Genomic DNA, 23,731 nt, shown 5'->3' with positions numbered 1-23,731 from the left:
AGCGAGAACCGCCATGAACAAGAAAATCATTGTGCCTGCCGTGGTGCTGATTGCCGCACTCGCAGCCGGCGGCTTGTCTTACTTCGTGCATATTCACGCGCTGGAAACGGCAACTGCAGCACCTGCGCCGCCGGCGGTACCGATCGTCGCCGCGACGGTCGCGCAGCATGACGTGCCGATCTATCTTACGGGCGTCGGTACCGTGATTGCGTACAACACCGACGTCGTACGTGCCCAGATCCAGGGGCAGATCATCAGCATCAACTTTACCGAGGGCCAGACCGTGCACGCTGGCGACCTGCTCGCGCAGATCGATCCGCGTCCCTATCAGGCCCTGATCGACCAGTACACGGGTAATCTGGAGCGCGACCAGGCGCAGCTGATAAACGCTCAGGCCAATCTCACGCGATATACCGCATTGGGGCAGAAAGGCTGGGCGACCCCGCAATTGCTCGAGACCCAGAAGGCGCAAGTCGGGCAGCTGCAGGCCGCCGTCAAGGCCGATCAGGCACTGATCGATGCCGCGAAGGTCGAGCTCAGCTACACACGCCTGACCTCGCCGATCGACGGCGTGGTCGGGATTCGCCAGATCGACGTCGGCAATATCATTAGTCCGTCTACCGCGAACGGGCTCGTCGTCGTCACCCAGCTCGATCCGATCTCGCTGATCTTCACGCTTCCGGAGACGGCCTTGCCGCAAATCCAGCAGCAACAGCAAGCGGCCAGGAAGCCGCTCGCGGTTCTGGCCTACAACCAGGATAACACGTCACTCCTCGATCAAGGCGTGCTCGGCCTGGTCAACAATGAGATCCTGCAGACCACCGGCTCGATCCAGCTCAAGGCCAATTTTTCCAACAAGACGCACAAGCTGTGGCCGGGCCAGCTCGTCAATGCCAGACTGCTGGTCGACACGCGACGCAATGGCCTGACCATCCCCGCGGGTGTAGTGCAGCAAGGTCCGACGGGACCCTACGCCTATGTGGTCAATCCGGACTACACCGTTGCGATTCGCCAAATCAAGGTCGCGCAAATCAGCGATGGACAGGCGCTGATCGACTCCGGTCTTACAGCTAATGAGCAGGTCGTGGCCGACGGCCAATACAAGCTGCAGCCAGGCGTGCACGTCGCGTTGCTGCATGGCAAGGCGGCGCAAGAGGCCGCGGCACAGGACGCGCTGCAGGCGCCGATCCCGTGAACATTTCCGCGCCCTTCATTCATCGACCGATCGCGACGGCGCTGCTGATGGTTGCCTTGTTGGTAGGCGGCCTGGTCGCCTATCCGTTGCTTCCGGTCGCGGCATTGCCGAACGTCAATTACCCCACGCTGACCGTCACCGCCCAGCTGCCCGGTGCCGATCCACAGACCATGGCGTCCACGGTCGCGTCACCGCTCGAGCTGCAATTCGGGGAGATCCCGGGGCTCACGCAGATGACGTCTGCCAGCGCGCTCGGCTACACCCAGATCACCCTGCAGTTCGACCTCAATCGCCAGATCGACGGCGCGGTCAGCGACACTCTGTCGGCAATCAATGCCGCGAACGCGTACCTGCCCGCCGGCCTGCCCTATCCACCGCAAATCCGAAAGGTCAATCCGGCCGACACGCCGATCCTGGTTCTCGGCATCACCTCGGACAGCCTGCCGCTGACGGTCGTCGATGCCTACGCGCAGAACATCCTGTTGCAGAAGATATCCCAGGTATCCGGCGTCGGCCTTGTCGGCGTCGGCGGCATGCAGCAACCGACCGTGCGCATCCAGGTCGATCCCGAGGCGCTCGCGGCCCGCGGCATCAACCTCGAGGACGTGCGCACGGTGCTTGGCCAGGCGAATGTCGACCTTCCCAAGGGCACGCTCAACAGTCCGCGCCAGACCTACACGCTCAATACCAACGATCAGCTGTTCAAGCCGGATCAATATGCCGATCTGGTGATCGCCTATCGCAACGGATCACCCGTCCGCGTCCGCGATATCGGTCGTGCCATCAGCGCGGGTGAGAATGAGCTGATCGCCGGCTGGTACAACAATCAGCGGGCAATCATCCTGGCAATCCAGCGCCAGCCCGGCGCCAACGTCATCGAGACCGTGGGCCGCATCAAGGCGATGATGCCGGCGCTTCAGGCCTCGATCCCGGCCGCCGTCAAGGTCAACATCATCTCCGATCGCACCCAGACGATCCGCGCCTCGGTTGCCGACGTGCAGTTCACATTACTGCTGACGGTTGCGTTGGTCGTGATGGTCATCTTCATCTTCCTGCGCAACCTCTGGGCCACTATCATCCCGGCCATCACCGTGCCGCTGTCGTTGATCGGCACCTTCGCGATCCTCTACGAAATGGGCTACAGCCTGGACAATCTCTCGCTGATGGCACTGTCGATCGCGGTCGGCTTCGTTGTCGACGACGCGGTCGTCGAGATCGAGAACATCACGCGGCACATCGAAGACGGCATGTCGCCGTATGACGCGGCACTCAAGGGCTCCGGCGAGATCGGCTTTACCGTCATGGCGATCACCTTCTCGCTGATCGCCGTCTTCATCCCGCTGTTCCTGATGGGCGGTTATGTCGGCTTGCTGTTCCGCGAGTTCGCGATGACCGTAAGTATTGCGCTCGTCCTCTCGCTGGTGATTTCGCGAACGCTCACGCCGATGATGTGTGCGTACCTGCTCAAGCCCGAAAGTGAACAGCACGGATGGCTTTACAGGATGTCCGAGCGCGGGTTCGACGGCCTGCTCTATGCCTATGAAGCGGGCCTCAAGATCGTGCTTCGACACCGTTTCATCACGTTGATGGTGATGCTCGGTACCATCGCGCTGACAGGCTATCTCTACGTCGTGATCCCCAAGGGCTTCTTTCCCCAGCAGGACACCGGGCTGATTATCGGCCAATCCGAGGCCGCGCAGGATATTTCCTTCCAGGCGATGAAGGAGCGCCAGCAGGCCCTGCTCGACGGCATCATGAAGGATCCGGCCGTTGCGACGATCGGTTCAGCCGTCGGCGCCGGCGGCGGCAGCTATACGCTGAACGATGGCCGTGTCTTCATCCAGCTCAAGCCAGCGAACCAGCGCGACCCGATCCAGAAGGTGATCGATCGGCTGCGGACCAATCTCGCGAAACTCCAGGGCATCACGCTGTACATGCAGGCGGCCCAGGACATTACGGTCGGCGCGCGTCTGAACAAGACGCAGTTCCAGTACACCCTCAACGATGCGGATCCTGGCGAACTCAGCCATTGGTCCACACTGTTCCTGGACAAGTTCAAGTCGATTCCCGGCATCACCGACGTGGCGACCGATCAGCTCAGTTCCGGACCGCTGCTCGATATCTCGATCAAGCGCGAAGTCGCATCGAGCTACGGCATCCTGCCGTACACGATCGACAACACGCTCGACGACGCCTTCGGCCAGCGCATCGTCTCGACCATGTACACCACGTTGCAGCAGTACCACGTCATTCTGGAGGTCAACCCGAAATTCCAGTACGGGCCCGAGGCACTCAACGGCATTTACGTCAAATCGTCGAGCGGACAGCAGGTACCGCTGTCGACGCTGATCGATTCGGTGGTGAAGGTCGCACCGCTCGTGATCAACCATACAGGGCAGTTCCCGTCGGTGACGATCTCGTTCAACCTCGCGCCGGGTACCGCGATCGGACAAGCCGTCAACGCCATCAATGCGGTGCAAAAGGAGCTGCATCCGCCGCTTTCGGTCCAAACCAGTTTCCAGGGCAATGCCCAGGCGTTCGGCGCGTCGCTGTCGAGCACGCCGATTCTGATCGCGGCGTCGCTCTTCGTGATCTATATCATCCTCGGCGTGCTCTACGAGAGCTTGATCCATCCGATCACGATCATCTCGACCTTGCCCTCGGCGGGCGTCGGAGCGTTGTTGTTGCTGATGGCAGCCCGCTATGATCTGACGGTGATCGCGATCGTCGGCATCATCCTGCTGATCGGCATCGTCAAGAAGAACGGCATTATGCTGGTGGATTTCGCCCTTCACGCCGAACAGAACGAAGGTCCATCGACCGAGGAAGCAATCTACCAGGCCTGCATCAAGCGTTTTCGCCCGATCCTGATGACAACGATGGCGGCGCTGCTCGGCGCCGTGCCGATGATGGTCGGCACCGGGGTTGGCTCGGAAATTCGCCAGCCGCTGGGCTACGCCATCGTCGGTGGCCTCGCGCTGTCGCAGATTCTCACCCTCTATACGACGCCGGTTGTCTATATCTATCTCGACGAGTTGCAAACCTGGCTGTTCGGCGAAAGGAAGCAGCTACCCTCCGGCCGTGCCCAGGCGACGCCTGCCGAGTGAGACATACCTCGACCGACCCTGCTTCATGGCTTCGACGATGCGGGCTGCGTAACGCGGGCGACTAAACGCCAATTTAATGGTCTCCCGATCATCCGCTTCTTAGCTTTCCGGGTGTTGATCCAACTGATCCGGGAACGCCATGACTTCTTCCGCAATCCGCATCGTCAGTCCGGCCGAATTCGATCTCGGAACGGCGCAGACCCCGGGCTCCGAACGCCGCGCCGCGATCGCACCAGCACTTGGCGTTGCGTCGACCATCTGGGGCGGCCTCTTTGAGGTGGAGCCGGGATCGCAGACCGGAATTCACCATCACGGAGAACAGGAAACCATCGCCTACGTGCTCGCCGGCATCTGCGAAATCCGCTGGGGTGAAAGCGGCGAATCTGTCGCGCGCGCAAAGGCCGGCGACTTCATTCACGTTCCCGGATTTCTGCCACACATGGAAATCAATCCCTCGAAGCAAGAACCGTTTCGATGGGTGGTCGTGCGCAGCACGGCGACGCCCATCGTGGTCAACCTTCCGGATGACACCTGGCCGTAAGCGGGTGTCTTCCGGCCGAAACCTGCTGCGCGGACTTTTCTGTCCCGGAGGGAGCCGACGAAGAGCCTCATTCGCAGCGAAGCAGCTGAACAAACGCATGGAGTAATCATGGACCGCCAGGAATCCAACAGCGACCCGGATGCACCAAATCGATTTGAGGTGACCCGCCGCACCGTCATCGAGACCGGAACCACCGCGCTGCTGTTGACCGCGCTTCCGCGTGCCGTTGGTGCCGCCGGATCCGTCGACAATGATGAACCGCCCCCGCCTTCCGTGAGCGTCACGCTTCAGATCAACGGTCACCCGCATGCACTGATGCTCGACCCTCGAACGACGTTGCTCGATGCTTTGCGGGAACACCTCGCCCTGACCGGCTCGAAGAAAGGCTGCGATCACGGCCAGTGCGGCGCGTGCACGGTGCTGGTCGACGGGCGCCGTATCAACTCCTGCCTGACGCTGGCGGTCATGCACGACGGCCAATCGGTCACAACGATCGAGGGGCTCGCCCACGCCGAGACACTACACCCGTTGCAAGCAGCCTTCGTCGAACATGACGGCTTCCAGTGCGGTTACTGCACGTCCGGCCAGATCTGTTCGGCCGTCGGAATGCTGGCCGAAAGCCAGTCGGACATGCCGAGCTATGTGACCGAAGACCTGACGAAGCCGGCAACCGAACTCACCGACATGGAAATCCGCGAGAGGATGAGCGGCAACATCTGTCGCTGCGCGGCCTACCCCAACATCGTGGCGGCCATCAAACAGGCCGCGGGACTGGCAACATGAAAGCCTTCAGCTACCAGCGTGCCGACTCGACGGCGCAAGCCGCCGCAGCTGCCGTCAAGCCCGGCGCCAAGATCATCGCCGGCGGCACCAATCTGCTCGATCTGATGAAATTGCAGGTCGAGACACCTTCGGATCTGATCGATATCAACCGCCTGCCGCTCGACAAGACCGAGGAGACGGCTGACGGCGGGCTGCGTATCGGCGCGCTGGTTCGCAACAGCGATCTCGCGGCCGACCCGCGCGTCCGGCAACGCTACGGCGTGCTGAGCCGCGCGCTGCTGGCCGGCGCCAGTGCGCAATTGCGCAACAAGGCCACGACCGGCGGCAATCTGCTGCAGCGAACCCGTTGCTACTATTTCTACGACATCACAAAGCCCTGCAACAAGCGCAACCCCGGCTCCGGCTGTGCAGCCCTCGCCGGCTTCAACCGCATTCACGCCATCCTGGGCACCAGCGAGCACTGTATCGCGACGCATCCATCGGATATGGCGGTGGCGATGCAGGCGCTCGACGCCAGGATCGAGACGGTCAATCGCCGGGGCGAGACCAAAGTGACCCCGATCGCGGAGTTCTATCGTCTTCCCGGCAACACCCCTGAGATCGAGACGTCACTCAAGCCGGGTGACATCATCACCGCGGTGACGCTGCCTCCGCCGCCTCCGGGTGTGCAGGTTTATCGCAAGGTCCGCGATCGTGCTTCCTATGCCTTTGCGCTGGTTTCGGTTGCCGCAATCGTCGACAGCACGCGTGGCCAAATCCGCGCGGCCCGGCTGGCGTTCGGCGGACTGGCACCCAGGCCATGGCGGGTGGTGCAGGCCGAGCAGGGGCTGATTAACGCAACTGCAAACACCACCACCTTCAGCGCGACCGCAGATGCCGTGCTCAAGGGCGCGCGCGGATATGGCGGGAACGACTTCAAGATGGCGCTGACGCGGCGCACGCTGCACAGCGTACTGGCAGAGACGACCCGGACTTGAGGGAACAAACACATGGAAATGAATTCACCCGTCGGCCGCAATGTCCTCGATGCGCGGGGCGTCGTCGGCAAGCCACTCGACCGCGTGGACGGCCCATTGAAGGTCACCGGCGGTGCGCGCTACGCTTATGAGATGCAGCAGCAGGACGTGCTGTATGGCTTTGTGGTCGAGGCCTTTATCGGAAAGGGACGCGTCGAATCGATTGACACGCGGGCGGCGGAAAAGGCGCCGGGCGTCGCGCTGGTCCTCACCCATCGCAATGCGCCCGCGCAGGGCACCGGCAATCATCGCCAGGCCCATCCGGTGCTCACCGGCTCGCAAGTGACCGGTTACGGCCAGCCCGTTGCCTTCGTAGTTGCCGACAGCTTTGAGCGGGCCCGCGCGGCGGCCTACCTCGTGGACGTGAAGTACGACCGATCGGACGGAAGATACGCGCTCCGTAGCAATCTCAAAGAGGCGCGCGTTCCAGACCCAAGCGATGCACCGGCAGCCGATAGTGCGGTCGGCGATTTCGCTGGCGCATTCGCCGACGCCCCGGTGCAACTCGATGTGACCTATACCACCCCGCTGCAAAGTCACGCGATGATGGAACCCCACGCCACGCTTGCGGCGTGGGATGGCGACAAATTGATCCTGCATACTGCGAACCAGATGCTCAACCAGGGACAACAAGTCATCGCGACAACCCTGAAAATTCCGGTCGAGAACATACGTCTCATCAGTCCGTTCATCGGCGGCGGGTTCGGCGGCAAACTCTGGGTCAATGCCGACGCGATCCTGGCGGCGATTGCCGCGCGGCAGCTCAAGCGGCCGGTAAAAATCGCGCTGACCCGGCAGCAAATCTTTCACGTCACGACCCACCGCTCAAGCACAATCCAGCGGATTCGTCTGGGCACTGATCGCGAGGGACGCATTCTCGCGATCGGCCACGATGTTTTCTCCGGCAATCTGCGCAGCGAACAAACCTACGAAGGTGCCGCGCTGCAGAGCCGTACGCTCTATGCCGGACCAAATCGGTTGACGCGGCATCGTCTGGCACCACTGGACATTCCGGTGGCGTCGTCGATGCGGGCTCCTGGTGAGTCTGTCGGACTGATGGCGCTGGAATGTGCCATGGATGAGCTTGCCGAGAAACTCGATCTTGACCCGATCGAACTGCGCATTCGAAACGAGCCAAGCGAGGATCCTGAAAAACATATCCCGTACTCGAGCCGCCACCTGATCGCCTGCATGCAGGAGGGTGGCCGCCGATTTGGATGGGACAAACGCAATCCGAAGCCGGCCCAGCTCCGGGAAGGGCGTTGGCTGGTGGGAATCGGCATGGCTGCGGCGACACGCGGCAACCCGCTCCACCATTCCAAGGCCAATGTCCGGCTGGATTCCGACGGTGCGTGCGCCGTGCGAATGGCGATGACCGACATCGGAACCGGGACGTATACCGTTCTGGCGCAGATCGCAGCGGAGATGCTGGGCCTGCCGATGGCACGCGTCCGCGTCGAACTCGGTGATACGAGCTTTCCGCAGGCGGCAGGTTCGGGTGGCTCGTGGGGCGCCGGCAGCTCCGGATCGGCCCTCTACGAGGCATGCAATGCGCTGCGCGAAAAGCTCGCACGAGCCGCCGGCATGGATCCGGCGGCCGTAAGATTTGCCGACGGCAGGGTCGCATCCGGCGAACAGTCCAAAATGCTGACGGACCTTGTGGGCGCCGGAATGGACGCCGACGGCGAAATCCGGCCTGGCAGCAACAACAAGGATTTTTCGCAGCAATCCTACGGCGCGCATTTCGCCGAAGTCGGAGTCGACGTGGACACTGGTGAGGTGCGCCTGCGGCGCATGCTTGGCGTATTCACCGCCGGCCGCGTCCTCAACGCAAAGACGGCGCGTTCGCAAGCAATCGGCGGAATGGTGTTCGGCGTCGGGGCAGCGCTGCAGGAAGAAATGGCGCTTGATCCACGTTTCGGCTTTTTCGTCAATCACGATCTCGCCGAATACCACGTGCCGGTGCACGCCGATATTCCAGCCATCGACGCCATTTTTCTCGCCGAGTTGGATGACAGGTCCAATCCGCTCAAAAGCAAGGGTATCGGCGAGCTGGGAATCTGCGGCGCAGCCGCTTCAATTGCCAATGCTGTCTACAATGCCTGCGGTGCCCGGATTCGGGACTACCCAATCTCGCTCGACAAGTTGCTCTCCGCACTTCCGGTGCAGGCGTGACCCGCGTGGGCGCGGCAAGCCACCGGCGTCGCCCGACCGCGTTTGCCGTGATCGCAATTGGCGCCGCTGTCACCCTGATGGCGGGTGTTGCGATCTCGCACGGCGTGGCCGCGGAGCCGGAGGCGGCGCCTTCACCTCAGGCAACCGGATATCTGCCAAGCATCAGCGACCTGATGATCGCGACCATTCAACCGCGACATGAGCGTCTCTGGCGAGCTGAACAGGATGGAAACTGGGATTTTACTGCCTACGAACTCGGGAATCTCAAAGGCGCCTTCAATCGGCTGGGCCGCGCCCACCCGACCGAAGACGGCATGTCCTTTCCGGACATGATCACCTCCGTTACCGAACAGCCTTTCAAGGAGCTCAGCACGGCAACTAAGGCGAAGGATGGTGCGGCATTCGCCAAGGCCTATGCCAATCTGACCAACGCATGCAATTCATGCCATCAAGCGCTCAATCACGGCGTCGTGGAAATTCGCGTGCCGAACGAGACGTCGAGATCGGACCTGGGTGTCGACGGTACGCCGCGACGTTGATGCTTCGCGCTGCGTTCGCCGAGATCGGTCGCCGCTTTGGAACGTTTCTGAATCCAAATTTAATGGCTCCCGATAATGGTGTTCCTATCTTTCATGTGATCGATCATTTCCAGGTGAGGAGAGGTTACATGTTTTCACGACGAGATATGCTAGTCGTGTCCGCTGCGGGCGCTGTGATGACTGCCAATGCTGCGCACGCTGCCTCTTTCGGCAATCCGGACGAACCGGCGCAAGGCGCCGTCAATGCTAAAGGCCCCGGCAATCTGAAGGATCCCGGCCCGCAAAGCGAGGCGATCGCGGGTCAGTTTCCCTCGGCAGCGTTTCCGCCGGCAACCGACGTCGGCGGCATGCCGATGGACTGGGCCTCATTCAACAATGCGCCGAAGCGCATCCAGAACGGCGGTTGGGCGCGTCAGGTGACGCAGAGGGATTTCGCGATCTCAGACACCGTCACGGGCGTCAACATGCGGCTGACGGCCGGAGGCATCAGGGAATTGCACTGGCACCAGGCCGCCGAGTGGGCAATCATGACCTACGGCAGTTGCCGCGTAACGGTTCTCGATGCTATGGGCCGGCCATACATTGCCGACGTCAATGAGGGCGACCTCTGGTACTTCCCGGCCGGCCAGCCACATTCGCTGCAAGGGCTCGGTCCGGATGGCTGCGAATTCGTGATCTGCTTCGACGACGGCGACGCCAGCGAGTTCAATACGCTGTTGGTGACCGACTGGTTCGCCCACACGCCTCCCGAGGTGCTCGCCAAGAATTTTGGCGTTCCGGCCGAGACGTTCGCGAAAATCCCGCTGCACGATCTCTGGATATTCCAAGGTACCCTGCCCGGCTACCTTGCGTCGGATCGCGCCGCTGTCAGCAAAACTGGACGCACTCCGCCCCATCCCTTCATCTTCCGACTTGGATCATCGGCTCCCACGAAAGAATCCAAAGGTGGCAACATACGAATTGCCGACGGCAGCAACTTCACCGTCTCAACGACGATTGCGGCGGCGCTGGTGACGGTGCGTCCTGGCGGCGTGCGAGAGATGCACTGGCACCCGAACGCCGACGAATGGCAGTATTACCTCAAAGGAAAGGCCCGCATGACGGTCTTCAATACCGGCCCGAATGCGATGACGATGGACTTCAACCCGGGAGACATTGGCTACGTCAAGCGCAACCTCGGACACTACGTCGAGAACGTCGGCGACACCGACATGCAGTTCATCGCGGTGTTCCGAGCCTCCCGCTACGAGGAGATTTCGCTGTCCGACTGGCTGACGCACACGCCGCCGGCGCTGGTCGCCCAGCACCTCAATGTCGACGAAGCGACCATCGCGAGTTGGCCCGACAATGCACCGGGCGTCATGCCGAGCTCGTAGCATCGGGAGCCGGAGCCTTTCCCGTTCCGGTGAAATCGGAAGCGGGCTCGAAAGTCACGTTTTTGCCTGCTCCCCTTGCCCAACCGGTAATCCAGTTCGCTCGAAATCGCTCCAATGCTCGCCGGCGTCCGACGCAGGCGGGGCCCCCTGCCAGATCAAGATCGCGGACAAGCACGATATGGATGCGTCCCAGAATATCAGGATCGGCATGACAGCGGAGCACACTGTCACCGTGACATCGGAAATGACCGCTGGTCATTTCGTCGCGAACATGCCGCAGGTCTATGCGACGCCGATGATGATCCTGCACATGGAGATGGCATCAGGCGCAGCCATCGCAACGCATCTGCCAGACGGCTTTGTCAGCGTCGGCATGGACGTGAAGGTCCGTCACCTCGCTGCGACGCCGGTCGGGCGCACGGTCCGCGCCACGTCTCGAGTCGTCCAGATCGACCCGAAGAGCGTCGTCTTCGAGGTCGAGGCCTGGGACGGCGACCGCAGAATCGGCAATGGCACCCATCGCCGAGGCATCGTCAACGTGCTCGTATTCGAGCAGCGGTTCGGCGTTGGGCAGCCGATCCCGCCAAGCCCGACAGCCGAAGCGATCTGACTATCCTAGGCGGCGGCAATGCCCGAGGGGGGAGCCATGAACTCCGGGCCGACCGGATCGGGGATGCTTTCGCGCAAGATCCGTTCGATCTCGCCTTTGGTGGCGGCATCGAGCGACCAGCCGGTCACCTCGTCGACCGGCCGCAGTTGATCGGGACGGCGGGCGCCCCACAGCGCCGTGGTGATGCCTTGATCGAGCATCCATCGGATCGCCAGGTGAATCACACGTTTGCCGAAGCGCTGGGCAAGACGATCAAGTTTGGCCACCGCAGCCAGATAATGTTCGAATCGCGGCGCCTGAAATTTCGGATCGGCGCGCCTCAGGTCGTCGCCATCGAACGCCGTATCCGGCCGCATCCGGCCCGACAGCAGGCCCCGGCATAGCGCGCCATATCCGAGTGTCGCGATCCTGTTTTTCCGGCAATAGGGAAGCAGGTCGGACTCGATGCCACGTTCGAACAGATTGTAGGGCGGCTGGAGCACGTGCAGCGGCGCAACACGGCGAAACCGCTCCATCTCGATAACGGAAAAGTTGCTCACGCCAATGGCACGTATTTTCCCTTGCGCGAACAGCATGTGCATGGTGTCGGCGGTTTCCTCGATCATGATCAATGGATCAGGCCAATGCACCTGGTAGATATCGATGTAATCGGTTCGAAGCCTGCGCAGCGACTGCTCGACCTCCTGCAGGATGCGGGCGCGGCTGGCATTTCGCGATACTTTTCCACCCTCCCATTGTAGTCCGACCTTGGTGGCGATCAGCACGCTGGAGCGCAGCCCGCTTTCGGCGATGGCCTTGCCGACGATCTCCTCGGAGCGGCCAAATCCATAGACCGGGGCCGTGTCGACGAGGTTGATGCCGTGCTCGAAGGCGGCGCGGATGGTCGCGACGGATTCGGCTTCGTCGGTTCCGCCCCACATCCATCCGCCGATCGCCCAGGTCCCGATCGCGACCGGCGATACTTGGAGCGACGTGCCTGGAATGCCTATCAGCCTCATTCTCGTTTCGAGCGCTTCCGCTTGATCGGCCATAACTCTGTTCCTTGGTTGGATACGTGCGCCCTATCGGGCGCGGGGTGAGCCAGATTCGGTCCGGAAATCACCGGAGCACGGTGGACAGCCCCGCCTCCTCTTCGGCGACGAGCGCGAGCGCGGTCCAGTCAAGCTCGCCGTGACCACGTGCGATTCCCGTGATCAACCGGTCCCTGACCACGCTCACGGACGGCATCGGCACACCCGCATTCTCTGCTTCCGCAAGCGCCAGACGCACATCCTTGAGTACAAGCGGCAAGACAAATCCGGCCGCATAGCTCTGCCTGGCGATCTTGTCACCGTAGATCTTGTGCGCGCGTCCGCCGAACATCGTGCCTGTCATGATCTCGATGAAGGACTGCGGATCCAGCCCGCGCTTCCGGATCACGGCCACCACCTCTCCGATCATCTCCAGCGCCGTCGCACTCATCATGTTGCCGAGCAGTTTGACGAGGTTTGCGTCTTGCGGATTGGTCCCGATCGAAAATGTCCTCTGTCCGAGTTGGTCGAGGATAGGCCGGCAGCGCTCGATATCGGCTGGAGCTCCGGCGGCGACGATGAACAATTGACGCGCCTTGGCGGCATCCGGATTTCCGAACACCGGGGCCGCTACGTAGCTTTGTCCGTTGCGCGCATGCTCGCTTGCAAGAAGCGAGGCCGCTGCAGTGCTGATTGTGCTCATCGACAGATGAATCGCGCCGGGCATCAGACCCGCAGCCAAGCCGCCGAGACCGACGTCTCCGCGACCGAATACGATATCACGCACGGCATCATCGTCCGGCAACATGCTGATGACGACCTTGCAGTCGAGCAGATCGCCGATGTCTGTTGTTGGGCTCAGACCAAGTGCCTCGAGCCTGCCAATCTGGTCCGGACGGCGGACATAAGGAATCACCCGTCGTCCGCCGGCGGCAAGGTTCGCGGCCATCGCCGTTCCCATGCGACCGAGACCGACAAATCCGATTTCGCCTACGGTCGGCTGGACGCCAGCCGATGCAGTATCGCCTCGCTGTCCAGTAGACGCTTCGGACGAGCTTGCGATGGCAGGAGAGATTGAGCGATGTTTGGACATGGCGGCTCCAGGCCGGGCGTAACGCATCTCTTGTTGCGCCCTTGCGACGGACATATCCGGTATCTGGTGAAGAGGGCAGCGTGCCCTTGTCCCGGCTTGCCGTGCTCTTGAGCTTTCTTGCTGGGATCCCACACAAGTTCCGGACCCAACGCTCGTGCACAGCGCATATCGGCGTGGGGTGAGATCAAGCTTGGTTTCTGAACGACAATTTAATGGCGCCAGGAACTGGCATGCTTACCTTTTGGGTGGGCTGTCGCAAACTGCGCCCATTAAGGCCGGATAACGTTCTTGAGAGCGCGATCGGCAAAGAGGGCGATCCGATTCGATCTTCATTCACCAAAGGCTGAACAATGTCGGTCGAGGATAGAGGCCCATGCCCGCATCAGGAAGACGCTGTGAGCAGAATCGGTGTTTCGCCGCCCCCGCTGCGAATTGTTGAACTTTTCCCACCCGATATCGCATGTCGCCAGCTGTCAAGTTGGGGCTGGATACAGGCCGACAACGTCAGAGTTACCCGACGCGAGACCTTCGCGGATGGTTTCCAAGCCCAACGACATTTGCTGATCGCTTACGAACGCGCAGAAAGGGTTGATGGCGAGACGCTCATCGAGGGCCTGCCAAGGTCGACGTTGCGCGAACTCAATCGCAAGCTTAGCGTCGTGCCAGCCGGCCACCGGTTCTATGGATGGCAGACGCCGCGGGTACTGACCCGTGTCACTTATATCTATATAGACCCGCCGGATCGGCTGTTCGATCGACAAGCCGGCGTCGCTTGTCGCACGATAAGTCCGCGCCTGTTCTTCTTCAACCAGGCCGTCTGGGATACCGTGTTCAAACTCAAGGCCGAGGTTGGAAGTTCTGCCCCCTTGAGCCGTGAATATGCCGAGTCCCTGAGCCTCGTGCTGATGCACGAACTGCTTCGGCTGGAGCGAAACGTCGCCTCAGCAGCGAGACCGGAGCGCGGCGGCTTGCCGGCATGGCAGCAGAAGCGTGTCCTTGAATTTATCGAGGAACATCTCACGGAGAACATTTCGCTGGCCGCTCTGGCCGAGCTCGCCGATCTCAGCCTCTATCATTTTGCGCGTGCTTTCGCGCAGTCGTTCGGCGCGCCTCCGCATCGCTACCACATGGCCCGCCGAATGGATCGCGCCAAGGGCCTGTTGCAGAGGCCCGCACTCTCAGTGACGCAGATCGGCGCCCGGATCGGCTTTCGCGAGACGAGTTCGTTCACGAGAGCGTTTCGCAAGTACACCGGCCTTACGCCGACCGAGTATCGCCGTCACCGACAAGACTGACATCCGGGCGCGCTCCGCTCTTTAGTGATGGTGGTAGAGACGGACAGCCGATCTCGACCACGCATCCCGACCCCGGATGGATCGTGAATCGGAAATCGTGCAGCTTTACGATCGCGGCCACGAGGTTCAGACCGAGACCCAGGCCTGACGTGTGTCGCACCCTGTCCGACCGATAGAACCGGCGTAGCACAGCGTGACGTTCACGCTCGTTGATGCCGGAGCCGGTATCTCTCACGCGCACGACGGTTTCGCGGTTGCCGTGAAACAGTCCGATCTCTACCTGCCCTCCGGCGGGGGTATATTTGATGGCATTGTCGACGAGATTGGCGACAGCCTCGATCAGCAAATCGCGGTCGCCGCGCACGCTTAATTCGCGTGGTAAGTGAGTCAGAAGATCAATCCCCTTGTCTTCGGCTATTGGCTCGTACATGTCGGCCACTTCGCGGATGAGTTCGGCCAGCGCCACCTTGCCGAAACCGGCCGATCGCTGACTCTTCTCGATTTCTGTCAGCCGCAAGATGGCGGTAATGATCGATAACGACTGATCGAGCGCCTCTGTGGTTCTGTCTACGACTATCTGGAGTTGCTCAAGCGTCCGGGCATTGGAGCGACCGCGCTCGAGTATCAACCGCGCGCGGGTGAGCGGCGTGCGCAGATCATGGGCGATATCACTGCCGACACCCGCAAGGGACTGGATGAGAGTTTCCATCTCATCGAGCATGCCGTTGACGATCATGGTTAGCTTGGAGAAGGGGTCGTCGGCGTTTCGATGCGGGAGCCGTTCGCGAAGCTTGCCAGCGACGATGCGCTGAACGCGCTCGTTGACCTCGACGATACGCTGGCGGGCACGCGCGTTCAGTATCACGCCGATCGCAAAGCAAAGGAGCACGGCGGGAACAACGCCCAGTGCGAATGCGCCGCTGACAACGTGAGCGATCTCGGTGACTTCGTCGTTATTTCGTCCGATCGCCAGCACGTCGCCATTCGGCAACTTTCGTGCGATCAGGCGGACGGCCTGTCTTGTCGATCCATTTTCGTCCCTGCTGTCGATGACAGCGTCCCGCACGACATTATCGGGCTCGATATCCCGCGGCAGATTTTCCAGATTACCCAGGATTTTGCGACCGTCCGGGTCAAACAATGCCGCAAGACGAACGCGCCGCGGATCCTGTTTCAGATGCTCATCGATTGCGTGCAGCCTGCGCTCGGGCGATAAATCCGCAAACACGCCTATTTGCGCCCCGATCATACGGTCGGATCGCATCGTCAGGTCGTGCTTTATTTTGACGTAGACAAAGCCGAGCAGCATCACGACAAATCCCGCGAACAGCGCGGCCACCAGCAGCGTCCGCCGCAGCGTCGTCGAGCGCGCAAACTCGCCCAATTGCATCAGGTTGACCCACCAGAAGGCTGCGGAGGCGCTTGTGGTCACTGCCGGGGTTTTGCGGATACGGCCGAGGCTTGGAGCAGAGTTCGTCAACATAGGCCCTTTGCTCCGGCTCGTCTGGCCCACATTCACGCGGCGCTTCCTTCGGCTCCAGTTGGGGACCAGACTAGTTTGACAAGGGAAATCACTCGATCCTACTGAGGATTGCCCGGAGCGTCACATTGGTTTGCGAGATCGATACGTTGGTTTAACCGGGGGTTGCACTCGCTCCGACGGTGATCAAAGTGAGCCGACGTCAGAGACAAGGCACCGGCGTTGACCCCTCACTTGCTGCCGCCCCCGCGGTGTCGACTGAGCGCGGTTTCGATGCAGCCGACCAAGACGGGGCCAGCGAAGGGTTTGGCCAGGAAGCAAATGGCGCCGATCTTCAGAGCCCGTGCACGAACACTCTCATCGGGAAACGCCGTGATAAAGATGAACGGTATGTCGTTGCCTCGAGTCCGTACGTGCTCAAGAAGGTCCAAACCGTTCATCCCGGGCATCTGCACATCTGCAACGACACACGAGGATTCGGTCGGCTGGGACGACTGCAGAAAGTCCGCTGCCGACGCAAATGTGCGCACCGTGTATCCATGCGAGCTGAGGAGATTATCGGTTGCTGCGCGGACGGATGCATCGTCATCAATGACGGAAATCACCGAGAGCGTTGACAAGACAGGCCTTCCTGACGCGGGAGCAAAGCGTCCACCCTTGGCCACCCCCACCTAAGATGGGCTGTCGGTCAAGATTCTAAAATCATACTTAGGTTTGTATCTTCAATAGCTTGATCCGTAGTGAGGTACGCTTCGGATCTCCGGTGAAACTGAAGACAGGCTTCCATCCTACGCCGAGGCCTTGCGGCGCTGAACTCCGAGCGTTTCGGCCTTTCTCAACAGATCGGCTAGCGACCTCGCGCCCATTTTCTTCATAATGCGCCCTCGATGAATCTTCACGGTAATCTCAGCGAGTCCAAGTTCAGCAGCTATTTGCTTGTTCATCAGGCCCGACGCCACCAATGCCAGAACCTCCCGCTCGCGCGTACTCAGAGTATCAAAAAGGACCTGCAAATCCTGGACGATCCTGTCGGCCGTCCGCCGCTTCCGGTCGCGCTCGATCGCCGTCACGACAGCATCGAGCATGTCCTGATCGCGAAATGGCTTTGTAAGGAAATCGACCGCTCCTCCCTTCATCGCCCTGACGCTCATCGGAATATCGCCATGACCGGTCATGAAGATAATCGGAATGTGGATGTTCGCTTTGGCCAACTCGGTTTGAAAATCCAGCCCGCTCAATCCGGGTAACCTGACGTCGAGCACCAGGCAGCTTGCGACATCCGGAAGATTGCTTTGCAGCATGTCGGAAGCTGCACCGAACGCCGTAACCTGCAGACCCACCGACTGAAAGAGGTTACTGAGCGCCCTGCGCATCAAGGCATCATCTTCGACAACGAAAACAATCGGCTCCGTGGCGCTCGACGGTTCGTCCGATTTCGGACGCTCGGTCATGACACGTGTTCCTGATGAAGGGGCAATCCGAACTCGAATGTAGCGCCTGGCCCCTCGTTGCGCGAAGCCGACAGCCGTCCCCCGTGGGCCTCTACGATCGCACGGCAGATGGAAAGTCCCATTCCCATGCCGCCAGACTTCGTAGTGAAAAATGCTTTGAATAGCTGATCCGTATCGCCCGACGAAATCCCGACACCGCGATCCGCGACGCTTACGTGTACTCGCTGTGCGTCGTCACCGCGCGATCGGATCACCAACTCGCGCGGTCGATCCGTGACCGACTCCATAGACTCAATGCCGTTCATCACCAGATTGATCATCACCTGCTGCAGCTGGACCCGATCACCAAGAACCATGGAAGGCGCCGGGACCAATTCCGTTCGCAGCGATACGCCGTGACTGAACAACTCGTGCTGCACCAGCGCGATGACTCCCCTGATGATGTCGTTGACGTCGAGCGATACTCTCTCAATATCGGCCTTGTTGGCAAGGGCCCGGACACCCCGGATGACATCGCTTGCCCGGCTCGCGTCGCTGATCGCCCATTCCACGGAGCGACGAGTTGCAGCCAAGTCGGGGGGGTCGCGATCGAGCCAGCGCAGCGAGGCCTCGGCATTGGCAATAACAGCGGCAAGCGGTTGGTTGACCTCATGCGCGATAGAGGCTGTCAGCTCACCCAGTGTCGTCACTCGCATGACGCGGGCGAGTTCCGCCTGCGCACTGCGCAACGCCTGCTCGGCGTGATCCGCGCGGATCATCGCGGTAATGTCGGTGCCGGTGCCGCGATAGCCAATGAACTTGCCGCCGGCGTCAAACAGCGGCCTGCCACTTGACCGGACATACACCGGAACCCCGTCTTCGGACATGGTGCTGTACACGAAATCGCGAAATGGCTCATGGGCGTCGTGCATCGCCCGATGCTGCCGCCACTTTTCGGGCTCTGCTTCGATATCATTCGCAAAGTCCCAGCGAGCCAGCCCAATCAGATTTGAGGGTCGGATACCAACCGAGTTCAAGTGGTCGGACACGCTGGTAACCCTGTGATCCGGTCCGGTCTCCCAGAACCAGTCAGAACCCGTCTCGGCGTAGTCACGAAAGCGCTGCTCGCTTTCGCGAAGCGCCACTTCCGCCCGCCTGCGGTCCTCGATGTCCGTAGACGATCCGTACCATTTGACAATATTGCCCGCCTCATCGTGCAGCGGCTCGGCTCGGAACAAGAACCAGCGATATTCGCCATCTACGCGTCGCAACCTGGCTTCAAGCTCGCCACGCACACCGGATTCCCGTATTGCACTCCACTTCTGCAGCATGCCTTTCTTGTCGTCAGGATGAAAGGCGCGGGGCCAGCCCTTTTCCACCTCGTGCTCGGAGAGGCCGGTATAGTGCAGGGCCGGCTGATTAAGGAAGTCGGGAACACCGTCGGCTCCGGCGCGCCAGACCAGCGTCGGAATTGTATCGATGACCAACCGCAAGCGATCTTCGGATTTCTTGATTTCGTCGAAAGCTTTTTGCAGCACCGCTTCTGCGGCGCGCTGTTCAGTGACATCCACATGCGTGCCGATCAACTCAACCACGTCGCCGTCACTGCCGATGACAGTGTGCCCGACGGAATGTATCTGCCTTATCGAGCCGTCCGGGAGAACAATTCGAAAATCAACCTCGAAATCCGATTTCTCCCGGATCGCCCGGGCGGCCGCTTCCACATTCGGGAGCCTGTCTTCGAGATGAATGCGATCTCGGAACGCCTGCAGCGGCACATCGCGCTGCTCGGGACCAAATCCGAACAGATCGTATATCCCGGGCGACCGATATGCCCATTCTCGACGCCGCACATCCCAGGCCCAACTGCTCGTACGCCGCAAACGTTCCGATTCGGCCAAATAGGTATCGCTGCGTCGCAGCTTCCGTTCCGTCTCCCTCACAACCGTCACATCCGTCACCGCGCCCGCGAACTCGATGTTGCCTGACGCATCTTCCACGGCCCGAGCAACGGCATGAATATACTTGATCGAGCCATCCGGCATCAGCAATCGATACTCGTGCTCGAAATCCTGTCCATCAACCGTAGCCCGGTTGACGGTCTGTTGCATGGCGGCGCGATCGTCGGGATGGGCGCGCTGGATCATAAGCTCCACGTCCGGCTGCGTCACCCGATCATATCCAAAGATTCGAAAGGTCTGGTCCGACCAGATCATCGCTCCGCTCGCTATGTTCCAGCCAAAGCTTCCAGTACCGCTCAACCTCTGCGCTTCACTCAAATACATTTCGCTGCGGAGCCGCGCGGCTTCACTCCGCTTTTGATCGTTTATCGCAGCTTGCAATTCATCACGGGATTGCCGCAGAGCGTCTGCTGCCCTTCTCTGTGCTACGATCACTAGCGCAACAACGAGCGACACGATGAAGAACAGGACGAGACGAGGAATGTCCGAAATGCCGACCGCAAATAGCTCGTTCTTCAGGGAAAATGAATTGACCGGCGGTGCCAGGTAATAATGGAATGCCAAAAGGGCAAGCGCGGTCGCCACCAGTGCCGGGCCAAAACCGCCGAACCACGCGGCGAGGATAACGGCGCAGAGCATCGACGACGCGATGGCCTCGGCATGGAAGACGTCCGTGATAAGTTGCGCGGCAACAATCGCCCCGGCGACAGACGAGATCGCCATTGCATAGCCCACGATCACAAACGGTCTTTGTTGCCGTGGAAGACTGAGCTTATTCATTCTCCACGCGTGTCCCGTTGAAGCGGTGTACTGCGACTGAGCTGAACATGATGCGATTGATTTCTGGAGACTATGATCTGGCTGCGTATCGCTTGCAGCGTCCAGGGCCTCCGAATGAGATTAGAGCATTTTGAGGAAGTTCGGCAATTCGATTGAATCCGCGGGACCGGGCGGGAACTCTCAGCCGAAGCATTGCGACGCCTCTGCGGATCGGCATGGGTCGCGATTTGTGGTTCCGGGCGGTGCAAGCGGCAGTGAATTTCCGGTCGGCTCATACGGTAATCACACCAACCTCCGGTTTGACAGTGTCAAACCTTCGTTTACTTGCGGCGCGCCTCGGGCTGCATCTAGCCTAATGAAGCAAAGCGGTCGCGTCCCTCGCACACGTTTGCCTGCTGAGCGGACGGTTTTGCGCTGGCCTTACCTCTCCCCCGGACAGGCGTGAGCCGTCCCGCTCAGACCGTGGTGGACCCTTCCCGTTCGCATTCCCGTCTCGACTGGCGAGCCGCTTGCAAGCGGATCGCCAGGTCCGACGCGATCCGCCCTGAAGGCAACCCGTAAACTTCCGTATGCTCCCGCGATCCCTTCCAATATCGGACGCTTACCTACGTACGATTGAGCCAACAGTCCTCGTTCTCCTAGTCTTCCTGCAGATCGAAAAGAGCCGATTGCAGGAGACACAATGTCCGCGATCCCAGTTGAAACGATCCGTCGCGACGAGAACGAGATCATTGGTCTGACGTGGATCCTTGTCTCTTCAGCGAGCGCGAAGCGCCGAGAGGATGGAAAGTTCATTCTCATCCCTCCGGAGAAGATCGAGCGGAGCAGAGACAATCCCGATGGCAGAAACCACCTCTGCGCTCCCCCGCCCAGCACTCTTCACGCCACTGATACGGCGTTCTGCCTCGCGGTGGGAGGCGCCACATGAGATTTGTACTGGTCAACGAGAGAGCGCCACGGAGAGAGCCGTTCTGTGTGTCGTGCTATGAGCCGATCCGAACGGGGTACCTGCGGGAAATCGGAACACGCCTCATCTACTGCAATCCTGATTGCTACGAAGATCACTGCGAGAGCGCGTTCCTGGCTCTCGAAATCAAGGCGAGAGGATCGCGCGCCGTCCCTGCCCTCGGCTCGACGCGTTCACGGTCAACCCCGGCTCTTTTGACGGGACCCGTTCAATGATCAATCGATGCAGCTATCGGAGATCGGTCTTCGGGGCCGGCGAAAAGGAGATGCGATGAGAGCCGATAGCACCGTCCGCGATATATCTGATCGGAGCGCCAAGTCGGGGGCTGTCGCGCCGAGGCCAATGCACTCAGCGAATTCGCCGACCAAGCTTGGCCAGCATTGGAATCCTGTTCGGCGTACGCACGGATCGCCCGTGTTGCGCAACGGAACGGCTGAGCTTCTCGCCGACATCGAAGGCCTCCCGGTTCTGGTGCGCTTGCTCGTCCAGGATGTTCCGGCAGAAATACGGTCTGATCTTGCTACAAGTGCCGATATACATTCGCTGCTGTCGTCCACGCTCGAACGGATGATCGGCCGGATGCGCCGATCGCCATCGGGACACGATGCTCCCTCAAATCAGCCTGTCGCTATCGTCGAATTGATCGCGGGCGGAGTACCTTCGGCATGGCCGCCGGCGCCACCGAGCCAGACGGTGCTGCACGTCGGCCCGCTGGAGCTTGATCTCATCGATCGGACGGCGAAGCGTGGTGATCGTGGTATCGATTTGCGACCGCGCGAATTTCGGTTGCTCAAATATATGATGCAACGGAGCGACAAGCTGCTGACGCGGGCGAGCCTGCTGAAGGACGTGTGGAACTATAGATTCGTCCCGGAAACGAACCTCGTCGATGTTCATATGGGCCGCTTGCGTCGCAAGGTCGACGGGCCAGGTGAACCCTCGATGATTCGCAATGTCCGGGGGGTTGGTTTCATTCTGGCCGCGGTTCCCTTCCGACAAGGATCGTCGAGAGCCCGTCAACAGTGAAGCAACCGGCAGTCGATGCCGTCCACTGATCCACCGGTACGGAGCTGCGCGAATGTTCGACTATCATGAGGGCTTTGTATCCGCCGTTAGCGCGTTGAAGCGGGAGCATCGCTACCGCGTCTTCGCCGAGTTGGAGCGCAAGGCAGGACAGTTTCCCCATGCGCACTGGAATAGCCCGACCGGCAAGCGGGACGTCGTGGTCTGGTGTTCGAACGACTATCTCGCGATGGGCCAGCATCCTAAGCTGATCGATGCAATGTGTGTCGCTGCGCGCACGATGGGTGCTGGTGCCGGCGGGACACGCAACATCTCGGGAACGAATCGGGCGCTGGTCGAGCTCGAGGCCGAGCTTGCTGACCTGCATGGCAAGGAGGCCGCGCTCGTCTTCACATCGGGCTACGTCTCCAATCATACCGGCATCGCGACGATTGCCAGGCTGCTTCCGGACTGCCTGATCCTGTCCGATGCGCTCAACCACAATTCGATGATCGAAGGTGTGCGTGCGGCCGGCTGTCCCAGGCAAATCTGGCGCCACAACGATCTCAGACACCTCGAGGAGTTGCTGATCCGCGCGGCGGTCGACCGTCCGAAGCTGATCGTGTTCGAAAGCGTATATTCGATGGACGGCGATGTCGCTCCGCTCGAGGCGATTTGCGACCTGGCGGAACGCTATGGCGCGATGACCTATCTCGACGAGGTGCACGCCGTCGGTATGTACGGACGGCGCGGCGGCGGGATCGCCGAGCGAGACGGAGTGATGGCGCGCATCGATGTCATTGAGGGAACCCTCGCCAAGGCCTTCGGGACGCTCGGCGGCTACATCGCCGCTAGCAGTGCCGTCGTGGACGCCGTCCGATGCCATGCATCAGGATTTATCTTCACGACGGCCTTGCCGCCCGCAGTCGCCGCGGCTGCGACGGCGTCGATCGCCCATCTCAAGACATCGTGTACCGAGCGTGCGGCCCAGCGCGTCTCGGTGGCTGCGACCAAGGCCGCTCTGCGGGAAGCCGGGCTGCCGGTACTGGCCACCGAGACGCACATCATACCGGTGATGGTCGGCGATCCCGAAAAATGCAGGCAGGCAAGCGACCTGCTGCTCGGCCGGCACGGGATTTACATCCAGCCGATCAACTATCCCACTGTTCCCCGCGGCACCGAGCGGTTGCGGATCACTCCGACCCCCGCACATGACCTTCGACTGATCCGAGAGCTGGCTGACGCCATGGTATCGGTGTGGCATGAGCTTGGTCTCGATTTCGGAGAATATCACCAGCCCAGCGATCACCGGACACCGACGATGGCGGCTGGTGGTTAGGCCGCGCTGCTCTATTGCTGCCCGGACGAGCA

The 23,731-nt window shown here is 60.9% G+C and carries 18 protein-coding genes; 12 read left to right on the top strand and 6 right to left on the bottom strand.

Translation table 11 applies throughout. The annotated features are described in order from the left end of the window. Positions 1-13: 13 nt before the first annotated feature. The 9 genes from ABIB78_RS28940 (at position 14) to ABIB78_RS28900 (ending at position 11,342) form a co-directional block, all read left to right on the top strand. Positions 14-1,195, top strand: coding sequence for an efflux RND transporter periplasmic adaptor subunit (locus tag ABIB78_RS28940; protein WP_429030608.1), 1,182 nt, complete (start codon positions 14-16; stop codon positions 1,193-1,195). Beyond that, entirely contained in the window at positions 1,192-4,302 is a 3,111-nt protein-coding gene (locus ABIB78_RS28935; protein WP_429030605.1) for an efflux RND transporter permease subunit, read from the top strand. Before ABIB78_RS28940 ends, ABIB78_RS28935 begins: the two co-directional genes overlap by 4 nt. 139 nt (positions 4,303-4,441) lie before the next feature. Then, the gene (locus ABIB78_RS28930) at positions 4,442-4,843 is read left to right on the top strand and encodes a cupin domain-containing protein (protein WP_429030603.1); all 402 of its coding nucleotides are present in this window, start codon (positions 4,442-4,444) and stop codon (positions 4,841-4,843) included. Positions 4,844-4,951: 108 nt separating this feature from the next. Beyond that, entirely contained in the window at positions 4,952-5,626 is a 675-nt protein-coding gene (paoA, locus tag ABIB78_RS28925) for an aldehyde dehydrogenase iron-sulfur subunit PaoA (RefSeq protein ID WP_429030600.1), read from the top strand. Then, on the top strand, positions 5,623-6,603 hold the full coding sequence (locus ABIB78_RS28920) for an FAD binding domain-containing protein (RefSeq protein ID WP_429030598.1): 981 nt from the start codon (positions 5,623-5,625) through the stop codon (positions 6,601-6,603). Before paoA ends, ABIB78_RS28920 begins: the two co-directional genes overlap by 4 nt. 12 nt (positions 6,604-6,615) lie before the next feature. After that, positions 6,616-8,817, top strand: coding sequence for a molybdopterin cofactor-binding domain-containing protein (locus ABIB78_RS28915; RefSeq protein ID WP_429030595.1), 2,202 nt, complete (start codon positions 6,616-6,618; stop codon positions 8,815-8,817). Then, on the top strand, positions 8,814-9,356 hold the full coding sequence (locus ABIB78_RS28910) for a cytochrome family protein (RefSeq protein WP_429030594.1): 543 nt from the start codon (positions 8,814-8,816) through the stop codon (positions 9,354-9,356). Before ABIB78_RS28915 ends, ABIB78_RS28910 begins: the two co-directional genes overlap by 4 nt. Positions 9,357-9,484: 128 nt before the next feature. Next, positions 9,485-10,732, top strand: coding sequence for an oxalate decarboxylase family bicupin (locus ABIB78_RS28905; RefSeq protein WP_429030661.1), 1,248 nt, complete (start codon positions 9,485-9,487; stop codon positions 10,730-10,732). Positions 10,733-10,910: 178 nt separating this feature from the next. After that, a complete protein-coding gene (locus tag ABIB78_RS28900) occupies positions 10,911-11,342 on the top strand; it encodes a thioesterase family protein (RefSeq protein ID WP_429030591.1) in 432 nt (143 codons plus the stop codon). Positions 11,343-11,347: 5 nt separating this feature from the next. Here the strand turns inward: ABIB78_RS28900 and ABIB78_RS28895 are convergent, their stop codons facing one another. Both ABIB78_RS28895 and ABIB78_RS28890 read right to left on the bottom strand, forming a co-directional pair. Beyond that, positions 11,348-12,340 carry an aldo/keto reductase gene (locus ABIB78_RS28895; protein WP_429030588.1) on the bottom strand — a complete coding sequence of 331 codons (993 nt, stop codon included), beginning with the start codon at positions 12,338-12,340 and terminating at the stop codon, positions 11,348-11,350. Between the two features lie 100 nt (positions 12,341-12,440). Beyond that, the gene (locus ABIB78_RS28890; protein WP_429030587.1) at positions 12,441-13,445 is read right to left on the bottom strand and encodes an NAD(P)-dependent oxidoreductase; all 1,005 of its coding nucleotides are present in this window, start codon (positions 13,443-13,445) and stop codon (positions 12,441-12,443) included. Between the two features lie 395 nt (positions 13,446-13,840). Between ABIB78_RS28890 and ABIB78_RS28885 the strand changes: the two genes are divergently transcribed. Beyond that, positions 13,841-14,740: a helix-turn-helix transcriptional regulator gene (locus tag ABIB78_RS28885; RefSeq protein ID WP_429030585.1), complete on the top strand. Its 900-nt coding sequence runs from the start codon at positions 13,841-13,843 to the stop codon at positions 14,738-14,740. On the opposite strand, the gene ABIB78_RS28880 is transcribed toward ABIB78_RS28885, so the two are convergent. From ABIB78_RS28880 to ABIB78_RS28865, 4 genes are all read right to left on the bottom strand, one after another. Next, complete coding sequence (locus ABIB78_RS28880) at positions 14,703-16,223, bottom strand: ATP-binding protein (RefSeq protein WP_429030582.1); 1,521 nt, start codon at positions 16,221-16,223, stop codon at positions 14,703-14,705. The two genes, ABIB78_RS28885 and ABIB78_RS28880, sit on opposite strands and share 38 nt — an antisense overlap. A 227-nt stretch (positions 16,224-16,450) precedes the next feature. Continuing rightward, on the bottom strand, positions 16,451-16,840 hold the full coding sequence (locus ABIB78_RS28875; RefSeq protein WP_429030579.1) for a response regulator transcription factor: 390 nt from the start codon (positions 16,838-16,840) through the stop codon (positions 16,451-16,453). 168 nt (positions 16,841-17,008) lie between these two features. After that, positions 17,009-17,671 carry a response regulator transcription factor gene (locus ABIB78_RS28870; RefSeq protein ID WP_429030577.1) on the bottom strand — a complete coding sequence of 221 codons (663 nt, stop codon included), beginning with the start codon at positions 17,669-17,671 and terminating at the stop codon, positions 17,009-17,011. Further along, positions 17,668-20,391: a PAS domain-containing protein gene (locus ABIB78_RS28865; protein WP_429030575.1), complete on the bottom strand. Its 2,724-nt coding sequence runs from the start codon at positions 20,389-20,391 to the stop codon at positions 17,668-17,670. The genes ABIB78_RS28870 and ABIB78_RS28865 overlap by 4 nt, the downstream gene beginning before the upstream one ends. Positions 20,392-21,775: 1,384 nt before the next feature. Here ABIB78_RS28865 and ABIB78_RS28860 point away from each other — a divergent pair. Both ABIB78_RS28860 and hemA read left to right on the top strand, forming a co-directional pair. Then, entirely contained in the window at positions 21,776-22,384 is a 609-nt protein-coding gene (locus tag ABIB78_RS28860) for a winged helix-turn-helix domain-containing protein (RefSeq protein ID WP_429030573.1), read from the top strand. 52 nt (positions 22,385-22,436) lie between these two features. Beyond that, positions 22,437-23,699: a 5-aminolevulinate synthase gene (gene hemA, locus ABIB78_RS28855; protein WP_429030570.1), complete on the top strand. Its 1,263-nt coding sequence runs from the start codon at positions 22,437-22,439 to the stop codon at positions 23,697-23,699. Positions 23,700-23,731: the final 32 nt, after the last annotated feature.

This window comes from Bradyrhizobium sp. I1.14.4 (genome assembly GCF_050435825.1).
Lineage (GTDB): Bacteria > Pseudomonadota > Alphaproteobacteria > Rhizobiales > Xanthobacteraceae > Bradyrhizobium.
This window is presented reverse-complemented; position numbering and strand designations above follow the sequence as displayed.